Origin of the sequence: Candidatus Tisiphia endosymbiont of Ditula angustiorana, assembly GCF_964026425.1 — a bacterium.
In the GTDB taxonomy this organism is placed as follows: domain Bacteria; phylum Pseudomonadota; class Alphaproteobacteria; order Rickettsiales; family Rickettsiaceae; genus Tisiphia.
Genome location: NZ_OZ032143.1, coordinates 1,429,538 through 1,448,028, shown reverse-complemented (window position 1 = coordinate 1,448,028; position 18,491 = coordinate 1,429,538). Strand labels below are relative to the sequence as shown.

The following is an 18,491-nucleotide window of genomic DNA, read 5'->3' as shown; positions in this document are numbered from 1 at the left end:
ATGAGCTGAAGTAATGTTAAACTAAGCATAAACATGAAAAATCCTTTATCGATATATATACACTGGCCGTTTTGTTTGTCAAAATGTCCGTATTGTGACTTTAATTCTCATGTTGTAAATAAAGTAGATCATGATACATGGTTGAAATGTTATGAATTAGAGCTTGATCATTTCAAGGATACTATAGGTCATAAATATATAAAATCTATTTTCTTTGGAGGTGGAACTCCATCTTTAATGAAGCCATTTGTTGTTGAAGGAATAATTAAAAAAATAGCAAATTTAGCAATAATAGATGAGCAGACAGAAATTACTTTAGAAGCAAATCCCACTTCATTTGAGACTGAAAAATTTAGGGACTTTAGATCAGCTGGAATAAACCGTGTGTCAATTGGCGTCCAGTCTCTAGTGGAAGATGACTTAAAGAGTTTAGGACGACAACATAATGTAGGGCAAGCAATCAAAGCTATTGAGACAGCTCGCCATCTTTTCCCTAGAATATCTTTTGACCTAATTTATGCAAGAAGTAACCAAACTCTAGAAAGTTGGCAAGATGAACTTACCAATGCCATGCAACTTGCCTCAGGTCATATCTCACTATATCAATTGGTCATCGAAAAGGGTACGTTATTTTATAAATTGTTTAACGAGGGAAATCTAACTATACCAAGCTCAGATCAAGCAGCTGACCATTATGAGTGGACTAACTGGTATTTAAAGTCCCAAGGATATCTTAGATATGAAATATCAAATTATGCTATATTAGGTCATGAATGTAAGCATAACTTAACATATTGGCAGTATAACGATTATTTAGGTATAGGTCCGGGTAGCCACAGCAGGGTTAATATGTGTGATAGTAATTTTACATCTAATCTCTATAGTATCATGATGTGGCATAAACCAGAAAAATGGTTACAAGCTGTTGATAGTTTAGGATGTGGTATTCAGCAGATTAATAAACTTTCTATGCAAGAAATAATTGAAGAAATGTTGATGATGGGACTACGTCTTGAAAAGGGTATAACTATTGATAGTATACAGAAAAGAACTGGTAAACAATTATTTGAGATTTTAGATATGGAAAAGGCAACATACTATAAAGAGCTAGGTTTACTTAGGTGGGATGAAGGATTAGGTGATAAAGGTCATATTAATCTTACAAACAAAGGTCTAATGTTACATAGCTATATAGTGCCAAGGTTATTTAAAACCTCAGTTTTGGATTAAAATTTTTAATTTTAATCCAAAACTGGCTAGAATATGAGGTTTAAATAGACTTCTTTATATTAATGTATATGTTGGAACAAAAAGAGCATATACCCTACATTTTTCTATAATCGTCATAGCAAGGCTCTTTAGATGCCGTGGCGATCTAGGTAAACAGCGAAGCTGTTTTTTCTAGTACGCTTCGCGTATCCTGGATTGCCGCGTCGCCGCTTTCAGCGACTCCTCGCTAATAGACGATCAGCAGCCATTTTAATAGTGGTTATATAAAAAATGTAGGGTACTATGCAAAAAGAGTTAGATAAGATACAAAAAAGGATTAAGAAACTTAAAACAAATAATCATTTTCACCCTAAACTTAATCCAAAAAAAGAAATTGATGCGTTGGCTATAGCGTTAGATTTGTTTTCTAGTGTGATGCTGGGGTTTATTGTTGGTTTTACATTAGATAAATTGTTTAATTCTAAACCATTTTGTATTATAATATTTTTGTTAATAGGTATGCTTGCAGGTTTTAAAATAATTTGGCAAAAACTAAATAAGAAATAATGTCCCATAGTCCCTTAGATCAATTTGCAATAAAGAAACTAGTAGAAATTAATTTATTTGGTTTCGATATTAGTTTTACTAACTCTAGTTTGTTTATGTTACTTGCTGGAGTTGTAGGTCTCTCCTATTTTTATTTAGCCTTAAAAGGCAAAAAAATTATACCATCTAGATTACAGCTTAGTGCTGAAATAATTTATGATATAATTACAGTGATGCTCAATCAAAATGTTGGAGAAAAGGGGCGTAAGTTTATACCGTTCATTTTCACTTTGTTTATGTTTATTTTGTTATGTAACTTGCTTGGCATGCTTCCTTACGGATTCACTGTTACTAGCCATATTATAGTAACATTTGCCTTAGCAATTATGATATTTTTTATGGTTACAATTATTGGTTTTATTAATCACGGTATACATTTTTTATCAATATTTTTGCCTAAAGGTACGCCATCTTGGTTAGCTCCGCTTATGATTTTGATAGAATTATTTGCCTATCTAGCAAGACCTATAAGTTTATCTTTAAGGTTAGCTGCTAATATGGTGGCAGGACATATATTACTAAAGGTGATGGCAGGATTTATAGTTTCATTAATGATTTTCTTTAAATTTTTGCCAATTCCACTAATTGTGATCCTTATTGGATTTGAAATTTTTATAGCAATACTTCAAGCTTATATATTTACAATTCTTTCTTGTGTATACTTGAATGATGCTGTAAATTCACATTAGGTTTTGCGAAGACTGCATTTTTATGGTTTTATAGATCGTTATTTTTATTCTCGAATCCTCACGTACATCATAGTCCGCTGCGGTTCTCCGAACAAAAATGCCTATAAATCTACTCATAAAATAAAAATGAAGCCATACGCAAGAATCTAGAATTTTTTATATTTAGGAGTTTAAATATGGACGGAACGTCTCTAAAATTTATTGGTGTAGGATTAATGGCTATTGGTATGTCAGGTGCTGCCATTGGTGTAGGTAGTATATTCAGTGCATTGCTGTCTTCAATTGCCCGTAACCCTTCAGCTACTGATCAATTACAAAGAATGGCATTCATTGGAGCTGGACTTACGGAAGCTATGGGCTTATTCTCGTTCGTAATTGCAATTTTATTGATATTTTCTTAAGTAACTATGCCTCAATTTGATGTTACCTTTTATTGTTCGCAAATCTTTTGGTTGGTAGTTGTTTTTAGTATCTTATACCTTCTAGTTCATAAGTTCATTGCACCACTAACTGAAAAGATTCTTGAGAATAGGCAAGCTTATATAGATACTAATATTGCTAGTGCAGAAAGTCTTGGGGAAAAAGCTGATAGCTTGCACAAGCAATATGCAAATACGCTAGCAGAGATATCAAATATAGTGGAAAATATTAAAAAAGAAGCTAGAGATGCAATGGAAGCATCTCTTTTATCAAAAAAAATGCAACTCCATAATGAGTTGAAAGCACAAATTACCAATAATCATCATGATATAGAAAAAACTAATAAATTATTTTGGATTGATGAAAATGATTCATGCATCAATTTAGCAAAATTATTAATTCAAAAAATTACTAATCAAGAAGTTGATTTAGAATTACTAAAAGAATCTTACAAAAAGATAAAATAATGCAATTATTTGATGAAAAATTTTGGCTAGCTATCTGTTTCCTAATTTTTGTGTATTTGGTCTATAGACCGATAAAAAATATAATTTTAAAATCGTTAGATGACAAAATTATGGCTATCAAAGACCAAGTCTTAGAAGCCCAAAAGCTTAACGAAGATATGACGTTGTTATTTGAAGATGCTGCAGTCCAAATACAACAGATTGAAGTTTTAAGAGAAAAAATGATCAAAGATGGCAAAGAAACTGCCAATAATATAATTAAGCAGCAAAACGAAGAATTTGATAAGTTTCTAGAAAGCAAAAAACTTGAGACTATAGATTTAATGAATAGGCAAAAGCTAGAAGCTTCTCAAATGCTACAATCTGAGTTTTGCGATAAAATGCTAGAATTAGTAGCTATATATATGCAATCTACAAAAAACGATTCCATATCAGATAGTGAGATAGCTAAGAAACTCATGAGAAATCCAGCATCTGAAAAATTTATACAATAACTGTACCTCAATTCGATGTAAGACATCAGTTTAATAGTCTAGGGTGTCCCTGCATGTCACCCCTGCGAAAGCAGGGGTCTAAAAAATAGCATAGAAGGTATGTTATATAGTTTTAGATCCCAGCTTTCGCTGGGATGACATAATGGCGGTGATATCACCCCTAATGGCGATGATTACTTGAGCCTACTATTAATTTTTTACATCAGACTGAGGTTAAGTAGACTCCAATTCTTTAAAAGTAGCAGTATATACAAGCTCATTTTAATATTAATAGGAGGAATAAATGATACAGTATCCGCAGGAACAAAGAAGCCTAACTAGAGAACAGAAAGAAGCGGTTGGATTGCTTTCAATTGGTACATTTTTAGAATATTTTGACTTGATGTTATATATTCATATGGCGATGTTTCTTAATGAGTTGTTTTTTGAACCTACTGATTCTCTCTCCACCTCTTTAATGATGTCTTTTGCCTTTTGTACTACCTTTGTTTTTCGGCCTATTGGTGCCTTAATATTTGGTTGGTTGGGCGATAATATAGGACGTAAATCTACTGTTATAATTACAACTTTTATGATGGCTGCATCATGTTTTGTCATGGCTAATCTCCCTACCTATGCCCAAATAGGGGTAGCTGCTACTTGGATAATAACAATTTGCCGTGTTGTTCAAGGCATTACTTCTATGGGGGAGTCAGTAGGGGCAGGACTTTATTTAACCGAAACGATTAACCCACCAATCCAATATGTAAGTGTGACATTGATGGCGGTGTCTGCTTCCTTAGGAAGTATAGGTGCTTTAGGAATTGCCTCACTTGTTACTTCCTATAGTTTTAACTGGCGTCTAGCATTTTGGATAGGTGCAATAGTGGCATTGATTGGTTCTGCTGCTAGAACAACATTGCGGGAAACACCTGAATTTGCTAATGCAAAACTGAGACTAAAAAGAAAATATGAGAAAGCTAATATTGATATAAAAGCATTGCATAATGATCCAGTCGTTAATGAAAAAGTTAATAAAAAAACAGTAATAGCTTTCCTTTTATTAGAGTGTTCTACACCTGTATGTTTTTATTTTCTCTTTATGCATTGTGGTGCTATTCTCAAGACCGATTTTGGTTACACATCAGCTGAAGTTATTCATCATAATTTTATTGTCTCTATATTACAGGTCTTAATCATATCAATATTATCTTATGTAAGTTACAGAGTATATCCATTATTAACCGTAAGAATTATACTTATTATATATTCTATTTTTATTTTATTTTGTCCATATTGGCTGAATAATCTTCATTTTCCGTTTGAGTTATTTCTCATTCAGACAGTTATTATTTTATTTAAGTACTGTCATACCTCTGCTGCTCCCATTTTTTATAAAAGCTTTCCTGTATTTAAACGTTTTACCTATGTTAGCGTGATATTTTCTGTATCTCGTGCTTTGATGTACGTTATTAGTTCTTTTGGTTTCGTTTATATTATTGACTATTTTGGCAATTGGGGAATATTGATTATTATGATTCCTACAATTATAGCTTTTACCTACGGGTTATTGCATTTTGAGAAGTTAGAAAAAGACTCTGAAAGTTACCCACAAAAGAGAACTACATAGTGTAAGCTCAGTATCCGCCATTAGGGGTAATGTCACCCCTACTCGCCATTATGTCATCAACTATGATTTTAAAAAAATAAAAAACCAAATTGGTTTAGAGAAATAACAAAAAATCTCTAGCTTAACCTCAGTTCGATATAAGAATTATTAATTCTTATATCGAACTGAGGTTATTTAGACTTTTCTAGACCCCTGTTTTCGCAGGGATCGTAGGTAGCCACGTACTAAATGTACGCCTCGACCCTTCGACTCCTGCTACTATTATGATTTTGATTCTATCGTCTATCAACTCTTCATTTACGAGCAGTATACTACGCTGCAGGGTGTAAAGGTAACTTTATTATAGAGTAAGAATTGATTGATGGTGATATATCGAGGGTACTAAAAATTTCAACAAGGGCTGTGGTGAGGTCATGAATCATTTGGTCGGTATGATTAGGTGTTGGGATGATTCTTAAACGTTCTGTGCCACGTGGTACTGTTGGAAAGTTAATATGCTGAACATAAATATTATATTTATCCAACAACATTTCAGAGGCTTGTTTGGCTTTAATTGGATCACCAATAATTATTGGTATAATATGACTATCATTTTTTAAATAATTTACTTTAGCTTTATCAAAAGATTCTTTTACCTTGGCTATTACCTTTTGGTAAGTTTCCCTCTCTATATTAGAATTTTTTAAATGACGAATACTGGCAGTTGCTGCTGAAGCAATAATTGGGGGTAGAGAGGTGGTGAATATAAAACCTGGTGCAGTAAGCCTTATAGAATCGATAATTTGATGATTGGCTGCAACATAACCACCAATAGTGCCGTAAGCCTTACCGAGTGTTCCTTGGATTATATCAATTTTATCAGCACAACCCTGAAGATCGGCAACGCCAGCACCATGCTTGCCGTACAGACCAACTGTATGTACTTCATCAATAAAGGTTAAAGCATTATATTTTTTAGCTAAATTCACTATTTTTTCTATTGGTGAAAATAATCCGTCCATAGAATAAGCTGATTCAAAAACAATAATCTTCGGTCTATTAATATCCACCTTTTTGAGTAATTCTTCAAGATGGCAAGTATCAATGTGCCGATAAATATGTTTTTCAGCTTTTGAATTACAGATACCGGAAATAATAGAAGCGTGATTTAACTCATCTGAGAAAAAAACTATATTAGGCATTATTTTTGCCAGTGTTGCAAGGCTAGTATCATTGGCAACATAACCGGAAGTGAAAACTAGAGCTAATTCTTTATTATGTAGGATTGCTAGTTCCTTCTCTAATTCTATTATGCTGCTATTATTGCCACCTATATTTCTTGTACCACCAGAACCAATGCCGTATTTGGATGTAGCATCTAACGCAGCTTTGGTAACATCTGGATGCTTACTCATACCAAGATAATCATTAATACACCACATTACAATATTTTTATCATAATACCAAGCAGATGGAAAGTTATTTGCCTGTCTTTGAACAGGCACAAATTCACGATATCTTCCTTCTTGTTTAATTCTAGTTATATGGTGATCGAATATATTATGATAGTTAGACATTACATTATTTTTTTATTAGTTTACTAAGTGTACAAGTTTAAGTAACCTCAAGTATCGATGTAACAAGTTAATATTAGGCTTAGTATTATCCCTATTATGGATGATGTCACCCCTACTTTCCTTTATGTCATCCCTGCGAAGGCAGGGATCTAGAATATCTAAAGCACCCTTCCTGTCTATTTCTTTAGATATCTGCTTTCGCAGGGATGACATCATTTTTGATCCTGTAAGTACCATATTAACGTTGGTGTTTTTGATCCACGCAACAAAGCCTTCGCGGGAATGACATCGTTTTGCCATGCAGACACTATTCCTTACTTTATCGTCTTAGTCATAAAGCAAATACTAACTATTGATTATGACTTTTAAATTGTCCTGTTTAAAACTACCTAACCTGAATTCGATGTAACAAGTTACATCGAACTTTCGTGTTATATATAGAAACAATCAGGTTTGAAGCGGCTGCCCACCTGATTGTTAAAATATAACACTCCATTCAATATGTGATTTTAATTATTAAAATCACATATTGAATGATGAAAAAAGTTAAAATGCACTCGCAGAACCGCTTCAAGAGTGCATTTTTCCTTATAACAAAGCCAGTGCGATATAAGAATTAATAATTCTTATATCGCACTGAGGTTACCTACGTCCAAATAATCGCTCAATATCTTTGAGTTTGAGTTCGATGTAAGTTGGTCTACCATGATTACACTGACCAGAAAATGGAGTTTTTTCCATTTGTCTTAATAATTCATTCATTTCTTCAGAAGATAATTTACGACCTGCTCTGATAGCATAATGACATGCATAGGTTTCTGTAACATATTCAATCAATTGAATCAAGGAAATATTTTCACCAAGATCAGATAAATTATCTGCCAAGTCTTGGGTAAGTTGGTTTATATCGGTATTGCCAAGTAAGCTTGGAGTCTCTGATACAATGATGGATCGCTCGCCAAATTTCTCTAAGCTTAAACCTAATTTAGAAAGCTCCTCCTTTTTATTATACAATAAATCAGCTCTTTTGACATCCGGTAATTCTACTATCTCAGGCATGAGTAATCGTTGCTTAATTAATCCATTGTTACTTATCATTTGCTTAATTTTCTCGTATCCTAAACGCTCATGTGCTGCATGTTGATCTACGATAATAATACTATCTGCTGTTTGTGATATTATATAAGTGCCGTGCAGTTGGGCTCTCGCTGCTCCGAGTGCAACATTAGGCTTTTGGCATAACTCTACTTCTGCTGGTAATTTAGGCAATGGTGCTAGACTTGAATCCGTAACGGAATTTGCCGTACTGTTTGAAGGGCGAGGTTTCAATTCTCCTACGAATTCCCTAGTAGAAGCGAATTCTGCGAGAGGTTTATTATTACAATCTAGGTCTAGGATATCATCCTCTAGCACTTCTACTTTAGCATGTGGGTCTGTCTTTATTAATTGTTGCTGAACATTAGAACTATCATTGTGCCTAGGAATGGTTAAATTTTGAGCCTTATAAGTACTGATATTATCAGATATACTCAAACCATCCGGATATACTTTGTTAGAAGAAGAGGTAGGGTTCTTTTGAAAAGCCTTATTTGTTTTAACAAAGTTATTAGCAGTAGTAGTATTGCGAAAAAGACCTAAGGCAGTTGTGGCAATATTCGTTGACACCATATGACTTCTAGTGGCAAGGGCATCTTTGATAGAGCTTATCAGTAATCCCCGTATGGTACCAGGATCATGAAACCTTACTTCTGTTTTGGCAGGATGCACATTAACGTCAACCATGTGGGGATCTATCTGTAGAAACAAAACTGAAACTGGATGTCTATCCCGAGCTAAATAATCCTGATAAGCTAGTCTTAGAGCGATTTGTAGTAATTTATCCTTAACGGGTCTATTATTAACAAATAAAAACTGATCCTCAGCAGAAGCTCTATTAAAGGTAGGAAGGCTGGTAAAGCCATATACTGATATTTCCGGTCTTTGTAGATTAATATGGACAGAATTTTCAATAAAATCATAACCCAATATATCAATTATTCTTTGCTTTAAAAGATCATCAAAATTTCCATCTTGGCCTTTTACTTTTATGATGTTTTTGCCATCATGAGATAAATTAATGCTGATTTTAGGATGAGCTAGTGCAATTTTCTTGATTACATCAACCGAAGCTGCCAATTCAGTTTTATCAGATCTTAAGAACTTTAGTCTTGCAGGGGTAGCAAAGAATAAATCACGTATTTCAATCTTAGTACCCTCGTTATGAATGGTAGGTTTAATCTCTTTATTATGTCCACCGCTAGATTGTATATGATAAGCCCTATCAGCCCCACGTGCCTTTGAAGTAATCAACATCTTACTTACAGAACTTATTGAAGGTAATGCCTCTCCGCGAAAGCCAAAAGTGTGAATATTTTGTAAATCTGACTCATCAAGTTTAGAAGTAGTATGACGTTCTACGGCAATTTTTAGATCTTCCTCAGACATGCCTATTCCGTCATCAGAAATAATAATAAGATTTTTCCCTGCCTGCTCAAGCATGATATCTATCTTAGTGCTAGCTGCATCAATAGCATTCTCAACTAGTTCTTTTACTACCGAAGCTGGTCGTTCAATTACTTCCCCAGCAGCGATGCGGTTTATAGTACTATCTGATAGGAGTTTTATCTTCATTACTTACTAACACAAATGTTTTACTACAATAAGGACACACAATAGATCCTTTGGTTGAATCAATCTCCAAATAAACTCTTGGATGATCAAAAGGTGGTTCTTTGCCAAAACATGATACGGATGTAGAGATAGTCTCAATAATTTCCATATTTTGCATAAATTTGAAGCTATATAAGAGTTTTTTTTAGTATCTTACTACTATAAAACATAAGTGAAATTTATTCAAAATAAAAATTACTATTAGTGGTCTAGAAAATAATGATATAATAGAGAAAGAATCCTTTCACCAAACCATTTTATTAAATTGTTGGTAAAAATTTTAAAAATCATTTTACTAACCACTATAATCATTATGGTGATAAGGAAACTATAAATAATATCAGCTGGGTAATGCATAGCAAGAGTAATACGTGAGACTGCCACTAATAAAACAATAAAAAAAGCTATAATTTTTTGCCCCATTGTTATATATGGCCAAATACAGTAAGACACCATTAATGCTAATCCGGAGTGACTACTTGGAAAGCTGGATAAACATCTTTCAAGTTCAACATTAGCAATTGTTACAAAACTATTAAGAGGTAATGAGCAAAATGGTCTAGCTATATTAACTGAAAACTTAAATAGAGCATAAGTACAACCGAATGTAGCATAAATTATACCAATCATTACCATTTTATTATATATAGACCAAAATTTGATCTGACGCTGATTAGAATCTTGAATCTTTTTTAACTGGATATAGAAATATCCACAATATATAAAATAAACGATAGCAAAGTTGGTAATATTAAAACAATAAGAGATAATTTGTAGAATATAAGCTATTATGCTAAAATGGTTAGTAATTCTATTGATCCACAAGAATATCTCTTGATTAAGGCCATGGAAATTATATAAAAGTTCAAACATTTTCAATTTCAATTTTGTTTGGTTTAAGTATATGCTACAAATAACAGTGCTAGGATGTGGCTCATCACTTGGTATGCCGATAATTAATTGTGATTGCAATATATGCACTTCTACTTCAAGTTACAATAAAAGAACTAGATCATCAATATACATAGATGATGGTAATAGTCAAATTCTTGTTGATTTTGGTTTTGACATCAAGAATCAATTAATGCGAGAAAAGATTAAAAAATTGGACGGTGCTATATTAACCCATTATCATGCAGATCATGTTAACGGTATTGATGATTTACGTGTATTTCCATTTTTCCAAAAAACACCACTAGAAATTTTTTCTGACAGTAGCACAGCATTGAAAACTGAGAATCGTCACCAACATTTATTTGCTCCGGATAAACTGATTGCAAGACCGGTAGATTTTTTTGCAAAATTTAAAATTAATACCATAGATGTACAATTCTTCAGACAACATCATGGTCCTATAGATAGTTTAGGTATTAGAATGGATGATTTTGTATATTCTAGTGATGTGCTAGCTTTTCCGGCAGAATCTAAACCATTTTTGAAGAATATCAATGTTTGGATATTAGACTGTATGGCGTATGAATCTAATGATTGCCATGCAGGATTAGATAAAATTTTACAGTGGAACGATGAATATAAACCTCAACAAATATTATTAACGAATATGAATCATTTTATTGATTACCATGAGATATCAAAAATATTGCCAAGTAATATAAAACCTCTATATGATGGTTACAAATTTATAGTTTAACAAACCTGAACCTGAGTTCGATGTAATAATTATCCTTCCTTGCTGAATGATGTCATTCCCGCGAAGGCGGGAATCCAAAAAATAACCTGCAAAGGCTATTAGATATTATGGATTCCCGCCGTAGATTGATGACATCTATAGTAGTTAAACTTATATCTATAACAACTAATGACTATGACTTTTAAATTTCCTAGGTCTATCAACTTTTCAAATTATAGGAGTATATGATAATACTCGATAAGGTTTCAAGAAACTATGGCAAAACTTATGCTGTTAAAGATATTAGTCTTGAGTTCAAGAAAAAAGAAACTATAGCGATTATAGGATCTTCTGGTAGTGGTAAATCCACTTTATTGCGAATTATCAATGCTTTAGAAGTTCCTACTAGTGGGCATGTGTTAATTGATGACAAGAAATTGACGCAAAAAAATAAAAGGAAGCTTTGTCTTAAAATTGGCATGGTTTTTCAAGCTTTTAATCTTTTCCCGCACTTAAATGTCCAAGATAATTTAATATATGCTCCTGTTAATATTTTAGGAATGAAGCAAATGGCTGCCATTGCTAAGGCAGAGAAATTATTAGAACAATTTGGTTTAAAACAAAGAATTACCGCCTTTCCTGTCAATTTATCTGGGGGACAAAAACAAAGAGTGGCGATTTGCCGAGCCTTGATGATGGATCCAGAAATAATGTTATTTGATGAGCCTACTTCAGCTTTAGATCCTGAAAATATTAAAGATATTATTGAAATTATATCTTTATTTAAAAGTCAAATGACCATGATTGTAGTTACTCATCATATTAAATTTGCTAAAGCCATAGCCGATAGGATAATTTTTATGGATCACGGACAAGTTTTAGCTGATCAGCCGGTAGTAGAATTTTTTGAAAAACCCAAATCTCATAGAGCAAGATTATTTTTAGAGAATATAGGTGATTTAATGTGAGCAAAAAAAGTCTTGTAAAGTTAATTATTATTCTCTGTATTAGTACTGTCATTACCTTCTTTGTACATAAACTGATAGAAGCACAACTTTTTGGTTTCTCTTGGGATAACCAAAAAAGTATAACTTGTTTTATAATGATTTTGGTGATTATCAGTATAGTTTATAATTCCTTTAGTCAAAAAGGTATAAAGATACTCTCTATTCAATTATTAACTTGGGGCGGAATCTTCTTAATTATAATTACTGGTTATGCTTTCAAGTTTGAATTAAATTACGCCGCTCAAAGAGTCATATCCGTACTAATACCATCATATAATTGGGTCAATACACAAGGGGAATTAGTAATTAGTCGTAGTAGCGATGGGCATTTCTACGTTAACGCCGTGGTAAACGGAATAAAAGTTAAATTTATGATTGATACCGGAGCAAGTGATGTTGCTCTTACTATTAGTGATGCTAAAATGCTAGGATTTGACTTATCAAAACTAAATTACACTAGAACTTACTCTACAGCTAATGGTACGAGTAAGGCTGCTCCCGTGAGATTAAATAGTGTTGAGATTGGTAGAGGAGCTTTTTTTAGAAATGTTGAAGCTCATATAGGTACTGGCGGTTTTGACGTATCGTTACTCGGCATGTCGTTATTAGAGCGTTTTAAAGGTTTCAGAATAGATCGAGATATGTTGATTTTGAGTTATTAGGTGTATACTCTTCTACTTTGAAGAATTGCGTTGTCGACATCGTTTTTGGTCTTGTAAGTATAGCTAACACGAAAAGGTTTAAGACATAGTAATGGTGATAGCCTTGATGTCATTCCCGCTTCGGTACGGAATCTAAAAAAATAGCCTAAAAGACTATTAGATATTATATATCCCTGCCTACTACTACAGTTGTAGTACTAACGTCAAAACGATGTCATCCCTGCGAGGGTTTATGTCCACAACTGTCGAAAGTTAGAAGAGGAAGCGGTTTTAGAAGTCATAATGACAGTTTAAAAGTTGTCGGCTTATAACCGCTGTCATTGCGAGAAGGCGTAAGCCGACGAAGCAATCCACTTATGGTTACTTTTTTTGGATTGCTTCGTCGACCTACGGTCTTCCTCGCAATGACGTTACCCTATTTAAAACCCCTTCCTCTTCTAACTTTCGACAGTTGTGGGTTTATGTCATTTCTGCTTCGGTGCGGAATCTAAAAAAATAGACCAAGAGGATTTGTTAAATTTTTTTAGACCCTGCAACTGAAGCAGGGGTGACATCCGAAGGTGCAGGGACATCGTTTTTGGCTTTGTAAGTACCATTACTTACGTTGGCGTTTTTTGTCCACTTTTTCTGTACTCGTCTGTGCTATAACCTTATTGACAAACAGATAGCAAGGTAAAAACAAGACTGCTAACCCTAAGTTAAACGTTGCTATCTTTAAGAATCCTTCTTTATATATATCTAAGGACTCTAGACAATCTACTTCCCCATTTATGGAAGGGATTGACATGAACTTCGATATTAAAATTCCTGCTAAATTAGAAAATGCTGCAAATAACATTATTATACCCATTACCAAACCTTTTAAGTGTTTAGGTGCAAGTAAAGTTGCTTGTTCTTGTATTAATGGTCCTATACATAGTTCTCCAAGCCCTATAAATGCTATACCACCTACTAAATATAGGAATCCTATCTTTCCTTCTATATTTGCATTTAAACATCCTATATATAATATAAAAAAGCATATAGCCATGGTAGAAATACCAAAAACAAATATAGGAGTGGCATATTTTTTATCAAATTTCATATATGTTCCTAATAGAGAACCAAATATTATAATTGAAAGAGGGTTTATTGCCTGAAAAGCAGCAGGTGGAATTGTTAAACCCAATATTTCATTTACAACATTTCTTTGAGTAAATAAGTTGACTAGTGAGCCAAGTTGCATTTCTAATGCAAAAAAACACATAAAAAATGTCATTAGTATTAATAATACTGTTAATCTTTTTCTTTGTAGTGGCGATGATTTTACTATTATGTAAATAAATACACCTAAAATTAGAATACCACACAAAGCAAGTATATTAGCAAAGAACTCACTTGATATAAGCATTCTAGCAACTACAAGAGCAAAAAGAAGGCTAGCTATCATTAATATAGTAAAAATATTTAACCCTAGTATTTTCTTGTTCATCAGTTTTGGTCGTGGGGAAATACCATTATCTCCTAACAAATATTGAAATTTGATAAAAATAGTAAGTCCTAAGATCATATACTCGATGAAAATCAACAATTGCGTTGTTGTTGTCCAAGACCTGCGGTGCTCACGTACTAATGTACGCTGTGCTCCTCGGCTTGGACACTCCTAGCACTTGTTGATTTTGATCTTCGTCTACCAACTCTTCATTTACGAGCAGTATACCACCCCCAGCTATACCAAAACCATAGTGCCAACCATATAAATAAGCTATATAACTACATAATATGGATGCCATGAATGATCCTAGATTTACACCTACATAAAATAAAGTAAATCCTCTACTTCGTTCTGGGTCGTCTTCCTTGTAACATGAACCTAACAAATTAGTTATATTCCCTTTAAACATACCAGTACCTACAGCAATTAACGCAAGACCTATATATATTAGCTCAGACTCCAATTCAACTAAAGTTAAGGACAGGTGACCAATAGTGATAATGATACCGCCAAGTAGTACCATATTACGGAATCCTGTTAATTTGTCAGCGAGGAAGCCGCCAAGCACAGGACCTGCATAACCAACTGCTGCAAATAATGAATAGATGGCATAAGCTTTTGCATCTTCATAGCCTAAACGGGAAGTCAAGAACAGTACTAAAAGAGATCTCATCCCATAGTAACTAAATCGCTCCCACATTTCAACAAAAAATAGTATTATTAAAAATTTGGGAAACCTCGTTGAATTTGGTACATTTAAAATTGCACTCATAAAACACCTGAATAATAATGTTAAAATTTGAATGTTATAGTTAAGCCCATAAGATTAGGTGACAAAGAACATAACAATTGTAAATTGTCATTCCCGCGTAGGCGGGAATTTAGATACCTGCTTTCGCAGGTATGACACAAAATTTGTATCACCTAATTCAATAGGTTTGACTATATATGGAAGTAGGTCATTCTAATGCTAAGCCAAAGAACTTACTAAAACTTAATAAGATTCTTTAGCACGCACGTCAAAAGACAGCACTTTTCAATAACATTTTTTAAAATTTCACATAAATTAAGCGAGAAAACAAAAAATCACGGTTAAATTATGTGTTGTTAAATTAAGAATTAAAGCTTTTTGGAAAAACAAAAATAAGGTGATTAGCACCAAAAATGATGGGGGCATGCGGCAAAGGAAAAGAAGATAGAATTTGCATTAGTATTTTTAACGCTTATTGATAATCGTGGGTTTTTCAAATCATCTGATTCTTTTAACATAAAAATAACCTATAATTAGATAGAAAATGTTATGCCATATATTTAGGGTATGACATTTATAAGTATAATATGGTAGGAAAAAGAGTCAAGTAATTTAAATATAAAGAATTTACAGGGTAATTTAAAAGTCACAATCGTTTGCTATAGATGCAAGTTTAACCACTACCGATGTCATCCCTGCTTCGGTGTGGGATCTATATTACTTAATAGTCTTTCAGGCTTATTTTTTTAGATTCCCGCCGTTGCTAAGAATGACATCGAGTGCATATTAAGCACTTTTTCCTTTATCTATTAGCCTTGCAGCACGACTTTTAAATTACCCTGAGAATTTAAAATACGGTAGCACTTTACAAGCTTCTATAGTAGAATGAGCGAATCTACTTTGTATAAAAAGGTTATTAGTATGTTAAAAAACTATTCGTGTTTAAAGGGAATCATATCAAAGGATTTAGAAGATCATATAAAACACACAATGACTCATCATAATCTTATAGTACAAGCTAATGGATTAGACTATCAAGTAAATATAGACACTCAGTCCGATTCGACACCTAATGTTAAGGTGTACTATACCAATCAGTTTAGTAATGAGCTATTAACTAATTTAAATAAACTAGGAAATGAAGGATTGTTTAGTTTGGATAAGTTACCTCGCACTTCTAGGCTTGATTATCTTCGTAGTGGAATTTTAAAAGTAGCTGATTTAAAGAATATGCTACCAAAATCATGGCAAGAAATATCAGCTTTGTTAGACCAATATCTTATATGTGGTGCAAAAGTGTGTATTTTAGGTGAATCGTATTATAATAGTGAAACAATACAAGAGATGCCTTATGGCTTACATCTAAGACAAACATATAATCATCTACCTCCTAGAGGTATACATGATATACATATGAACCAAGGTACTTCTTTAATGATGCCGCAAAGTGAAAGTAATGGTATTTATCAAGATGGAGCTACATTTGTAGAAACGCCTGATAATACAAACAAAGCTTTCTTCTTTAGATTCACGGAGCAATCTTTGGTTACTGATGATGCCGGTAACCCTCTTGATGAATAAACGCGAATTCGGGATAAGAATTTGTCAATTCTTATCCCAAATTCGGTAAAATTATAGAAACAATCAGATTTGAGACAACTCTGCATTTGATTGTTAAATTAATTTTTGCTAAAAACATGATTTTAAAAGATTAAAATCATGTTTTTAGCTTTAGAAGGTAGGAAAAGGAAAAGATTTTTATGAAAAATTATAGAATTGAAACTGATTCATTTGGAGAAATCAAAGTAGATGATCATTTTTACTGGGGTGCGGGAACTCAAAGGTCTCTTGAAAATTTTAAGATAGGTAATCAAAAAATGCCTATCCAATTGATTAAGGCATTGGCAATTTTAAAAAAATGTGCAGCAAAGGTCAATAGGGAATTAGGTGATCTTAAGCCTGAAATAGCAGAATCAATAGATCAAGCTACCACTAGAATATTAGATGGGGAATTTGATGATCAATTTCCTTTAGTAGTATGGCAGACTGGGTCTGGTACACAGACTAATATGAATATGAATGAAGTAATCGCCTCTATTGGTAATGAACAGCTAGTAGGTAAAAAAGGTGGTAAATCACCAATTCACCCCAATGATCATGTGAACATGGCCCAATCATCCAACGATTCCTTCCCAACTGCTATGCACATAGCAACCGTACTTGCTAGTAAACAACAATTGATTCCATCATTGGTAAGTCTGCATTCAGCGTTAAATACCAAAGCTCAAGCTTGGAATAAAATAGTTAAGATAGGGCGTACTCATCTGCAGGATGCTACACCAATAACTCTTGGACAAGAATTTTCTGGATATGTAACGCAAGTGGCATATGCTATAGAGCGGGTTGAAGAATCACTAAAAAGAGTATATTTCTTGGCACAAGGTGGTACTGCAGTAGGTACTGGTATTAATTGCCGTAAAGAATTTGCTGTAAAATTTTCTGATAAAGTTGCCTCATATACTAACTATCCGTTCAAAAGTGCTGCTAATAAATTTGAAGCACTAGCTACTCATGACGCATTAGTAGAATTCTCTAGTACCCTAAACACTATAGCGGTGAGTTTAATGAAAATTGCCAATGATATTAGACTGCTCGGATCAGGGCCAAGATGTGGTTTTGGTGAATTACACCTACCAGAAAATGAACCTGGTTCGTCAATTATGCCAGGTAAGGTCAACCCAACACAAATTGAAGCCTTAACTATGGTTTGTGTTCAGGTCATGGGAAATAATCTTGCAGTAACTGTAGCCGGATCAAACGGTTGTCTCGAGCTAAATACCTTTAAGCCTGTTATAATATATAATATTTTGCAGTCAATAGACTTAATTTCTTCTAGCATCAATAGTTTTGTTACGCACTGTATTGATGGGCTAGTACCAAATATAGAACGTATTAATAAGCTCAGAGAACAATCGCTAATGTTAATAACAGCATTAAATCCACATATAGGTTATGATAATGCAGCAAAGATTGCAAAAAAAGCCTATCAAGAAGGCATAACTTTAAGAGAAGCGGCTATAAAATTAAATTTTTTATCAGGTGAAGAGTTTGATAGCTTAGTGCTAGCAGAAAATATGGTATAATTAGGGTGATGCCCATAAGTATATTTTATGGTAGAAATTTTTGCATTCTTTACTATACTAACAAC

18 protein-coding genes are annotated in these 18,491 nt (G+C 33.4%); 12 read left to right on the top strand and 6 right to left on the bottom strand.

What is annotated here, in order from left to right:
- Positions 1 to 33: 33 nt before the first annotated feature.
- From hemW to AAGD29_RS06840, 7 genes are all read left to right on the top strand, one after another.
- Entirely contained in the window at positions 34 to 1,230 is a 1,197-nt protein-coding gene (gene hemW / locus AAGD29_RS06870) for a radical SAM family heme chaperone HemW (RefSeq protein WP_341757587.1), read from the top strand.
- A gap of 282 nt (positions 1,231 to 1,512) precedes the next feature.
- Entirely contained in the window at positions 1,513 to 1,776 is a 264-nt protein-coding gene (locus AAGD29_RS06865; RefSeq protein WP_341757586.1) for an AtpZ/AtpI family protein, read from the top strand.
- Entirely contained in the window at positions 1,776 to 2,504 is a 729-nt protein-coding gene (locus AAGD29_RS06860; protein ID WP_341754091.1) for a F0F1 ATP synthase subunit A, read from the top strand. Before AAGD29_RS06865 ends, AAGD29_RS06860 begins: the two co-directional genes overlap by 1 nt.
- A 176-nt stretch (positions 2,505 to 2,680) precedes the next feature.
- Positions 2,681 to 2,905, top strand: coding sequence for a F0F1 ATP synthase subunit C (locus AAGD29_RS06855; protein WP_341748043.1), 225 nt, complete (start codon positions 2,681 to 2,683; stop codon positions 2,903 to 2,905).
- A 6-nt stretch (positions 2,906 to 2,911) separates the two neighbouring features.
- Complete coding sequence (locus AAGD29_RS06850; RefSeq protein ID WP_341757585.1) at positions 2,912 to 3,391, top strand: ATP F0F1 synthase subunit B'; 480 nt, start codon at positions 2,912 to 2,914, stop codon at positions 3,389 to 3,391.
- Entirely contained in the window at positions 3,391 to 3,885 is a 495-nt protein-coding gene (locus AAGD29_RS06845; RefSeq protein ID WP_341757584.1) for an ATP F0F1 synthase subunit B, read from the top strand. The genes AAGD29_RS06850 and AAGD29_RS06845 overlap by 1 nt, the downstream gene beginning before the upstream one ends.
- Before the next feature lie 283 nt (positions 3,886 to 4,168).
- The gene (locus AAGD29_RS06840; RefSeq protein WP_341757583.1) at positions 4,169 to 5,494 is read left to right on the top strand and encodes an MFS transporter; all 1,326 of its coding nucleotides are present in this window, start codon (positions 4,169 to 4,171) and stop codon (positions 5,492 to 5,494) included.
- Between the two features lie 311 nt (positions 5,495 to 5,805).
- Here the strand turns inward: AAGD29_RS06840 and hemA are convergent, their stop codons facing one another.
- The 4 genes from hemA to AAGD29_RS06820 form a co-directional block, all read right to left on the bottom strand.
- The gene (gene hemA / locus AAGD29_RS06835; RefSeq protein ID WP_341757582.1) at positions 5,806 to 7,050 is read right to left on the bottom strand and encodes a 5-aminolevulinate synthase; all 1,245 of its coding nucleotides are present in this window, start codon (positions 7,048 to 7,050) and stop codon (positions 5,806 to 5,808) included.
- Between the two features lie 642 nt (positions 7,051 to 7,692).
- Entirely contained in the window at positions 7,693 to 9,720 is a 2,028-nt protein-coding gene (gene mutL / locus AAGD29_RS06830; RefSeq protein WP_341757581.1) for a DNA mismatch repair endonuclease MutL, read from the bottom strand.
- A complete protein-coding gene (locus AAGD29_RS06825) occupies positions 9,695 to 9,868 on the bottom strand; it encodes a zinc-finger domain-containing protein (RefSeq protein ID WP_341753834.1) in 174 nt (57 codons plus the stop codon). The genes mutL and AAGD29_RS06825 overlap by 26 nt, the downstream gene beginning before the upstream one ends.
- 92 nt (positions 9,869 to 9,960) lie before the next feature.
- Positions 9,961 to 10,632 carry a phosphatase PAP2 family protein gene (locus tag AAGD29_RS06820; protein WP_341757580.1) on the bottom strand — a complete coding sequence of 224 codons (672 nt, stop codon included), beginning with the start codon at positions 10,630 to 10,632 and terminating at the stop codon, positions 9,961 to 9,963.
- Between the two features lie 31 nt (positions 10,633 to 10,663).
- Here AAGD29_RS06820 and AAGD29_RS06815 point away from each other — a divergent pair, with 31 nt between their 5' ends.
- The 3 genes from AAGD29_RS06815 to AAGD29_RS06805 all read left to right on the top strand — a co-directional run bounded on the left by AAGD29_RS06815 (position 10,664) and on the right by AAGD29_RS06805 (position 13,058).
- A complete protein-coding gene (locus AAGD29_RS06815) occupies positions 10,664 to 11,410 on the top strand; it encodes an MBL fold metallo-hydrolase (protein ID WP_341757579.1) in 747 nt (248 codons plus the stop codon).
- 224 nt (positions 11,411 to 11,634) lie between these two features.
- Entirely contained in the window at positions 11,635 to 12,357 is a 723-nt protein-coding gene (locus tag AAGD29_RS06810) for an amino acid ABC transporter ATP-binding protein (protein ID WP_341757578.1), read from the top strand.
- Entirely contained in the window at positions 12,354 to 13,058 is a 705-nt protein-coding gene (locus AAGD29_RS06805) for a TIGR02281 family clan AA aspartic protease (protein ID WP_341757577.1), read from the top strand. Before AAGD29_RS06810 ends, AAGD29_RS06805 begins: the two co-directional genes overlap by 4 nt.
- Before the next feature lie 595 nt (positions 13,059 to 13,653).
- Here AAGD29_RS06805 and AAGD29_RS06800 read toward each other — a convergent pair.
- Entirely contained in the window at positions 13,654 to 14,628 is a 975-nt protein-coding gene (locus AAGD29_RS06800) for a hypothetical protein (RefSeq protein WP_341757576.1), read from the bottom strand.
- A 31-nt stretch (positions 14,629 to 14,659) separates the two neighbouring features.
- Complete coding sequence (locus AAGD29_RS06795; RefSeq protein WP_341757575.1) at positions 14,660 to 15,304, bottom strand: oligopeptide:H+ symporter; 645 nt, start codon at positions 15,302 to 15,304, stop codon at positions 14,660 to 14,662.
- Between the two features lie 864 nt (positions 15,305 to 16,168).
- On the opposite strand from AAGD29_RS06795, the gene AAGD29_RS06790 reads away from it, so the two are divergent.
- Positions 16,169 to 16,864 (top strand): DUF2278 family protein, encoded by a 696-nt coding sequence (locus AAGD29_RS06790; RefSeq protein WP_341757574.1) that lies wholly within the window; start codon positions 16,169 to 16,171, stop codon positions 16,862 to 16,864.
- 179 nt (positions 16,865 to 17,043) lie between these two features.
- A complete protein-coding gene (gene fumC / locus AAGD29_RS06785; RefSeq protein WP_341757573.1) occupies positions 17,044 to 18,426 on the top strand; it encodes a class II fumarate hydratase in 1,383 nt (460 codons plus the stop codon).
- The last annotated feature ends 65 nt before the right edge of the window (positions 18,427 to 18,491 follow it).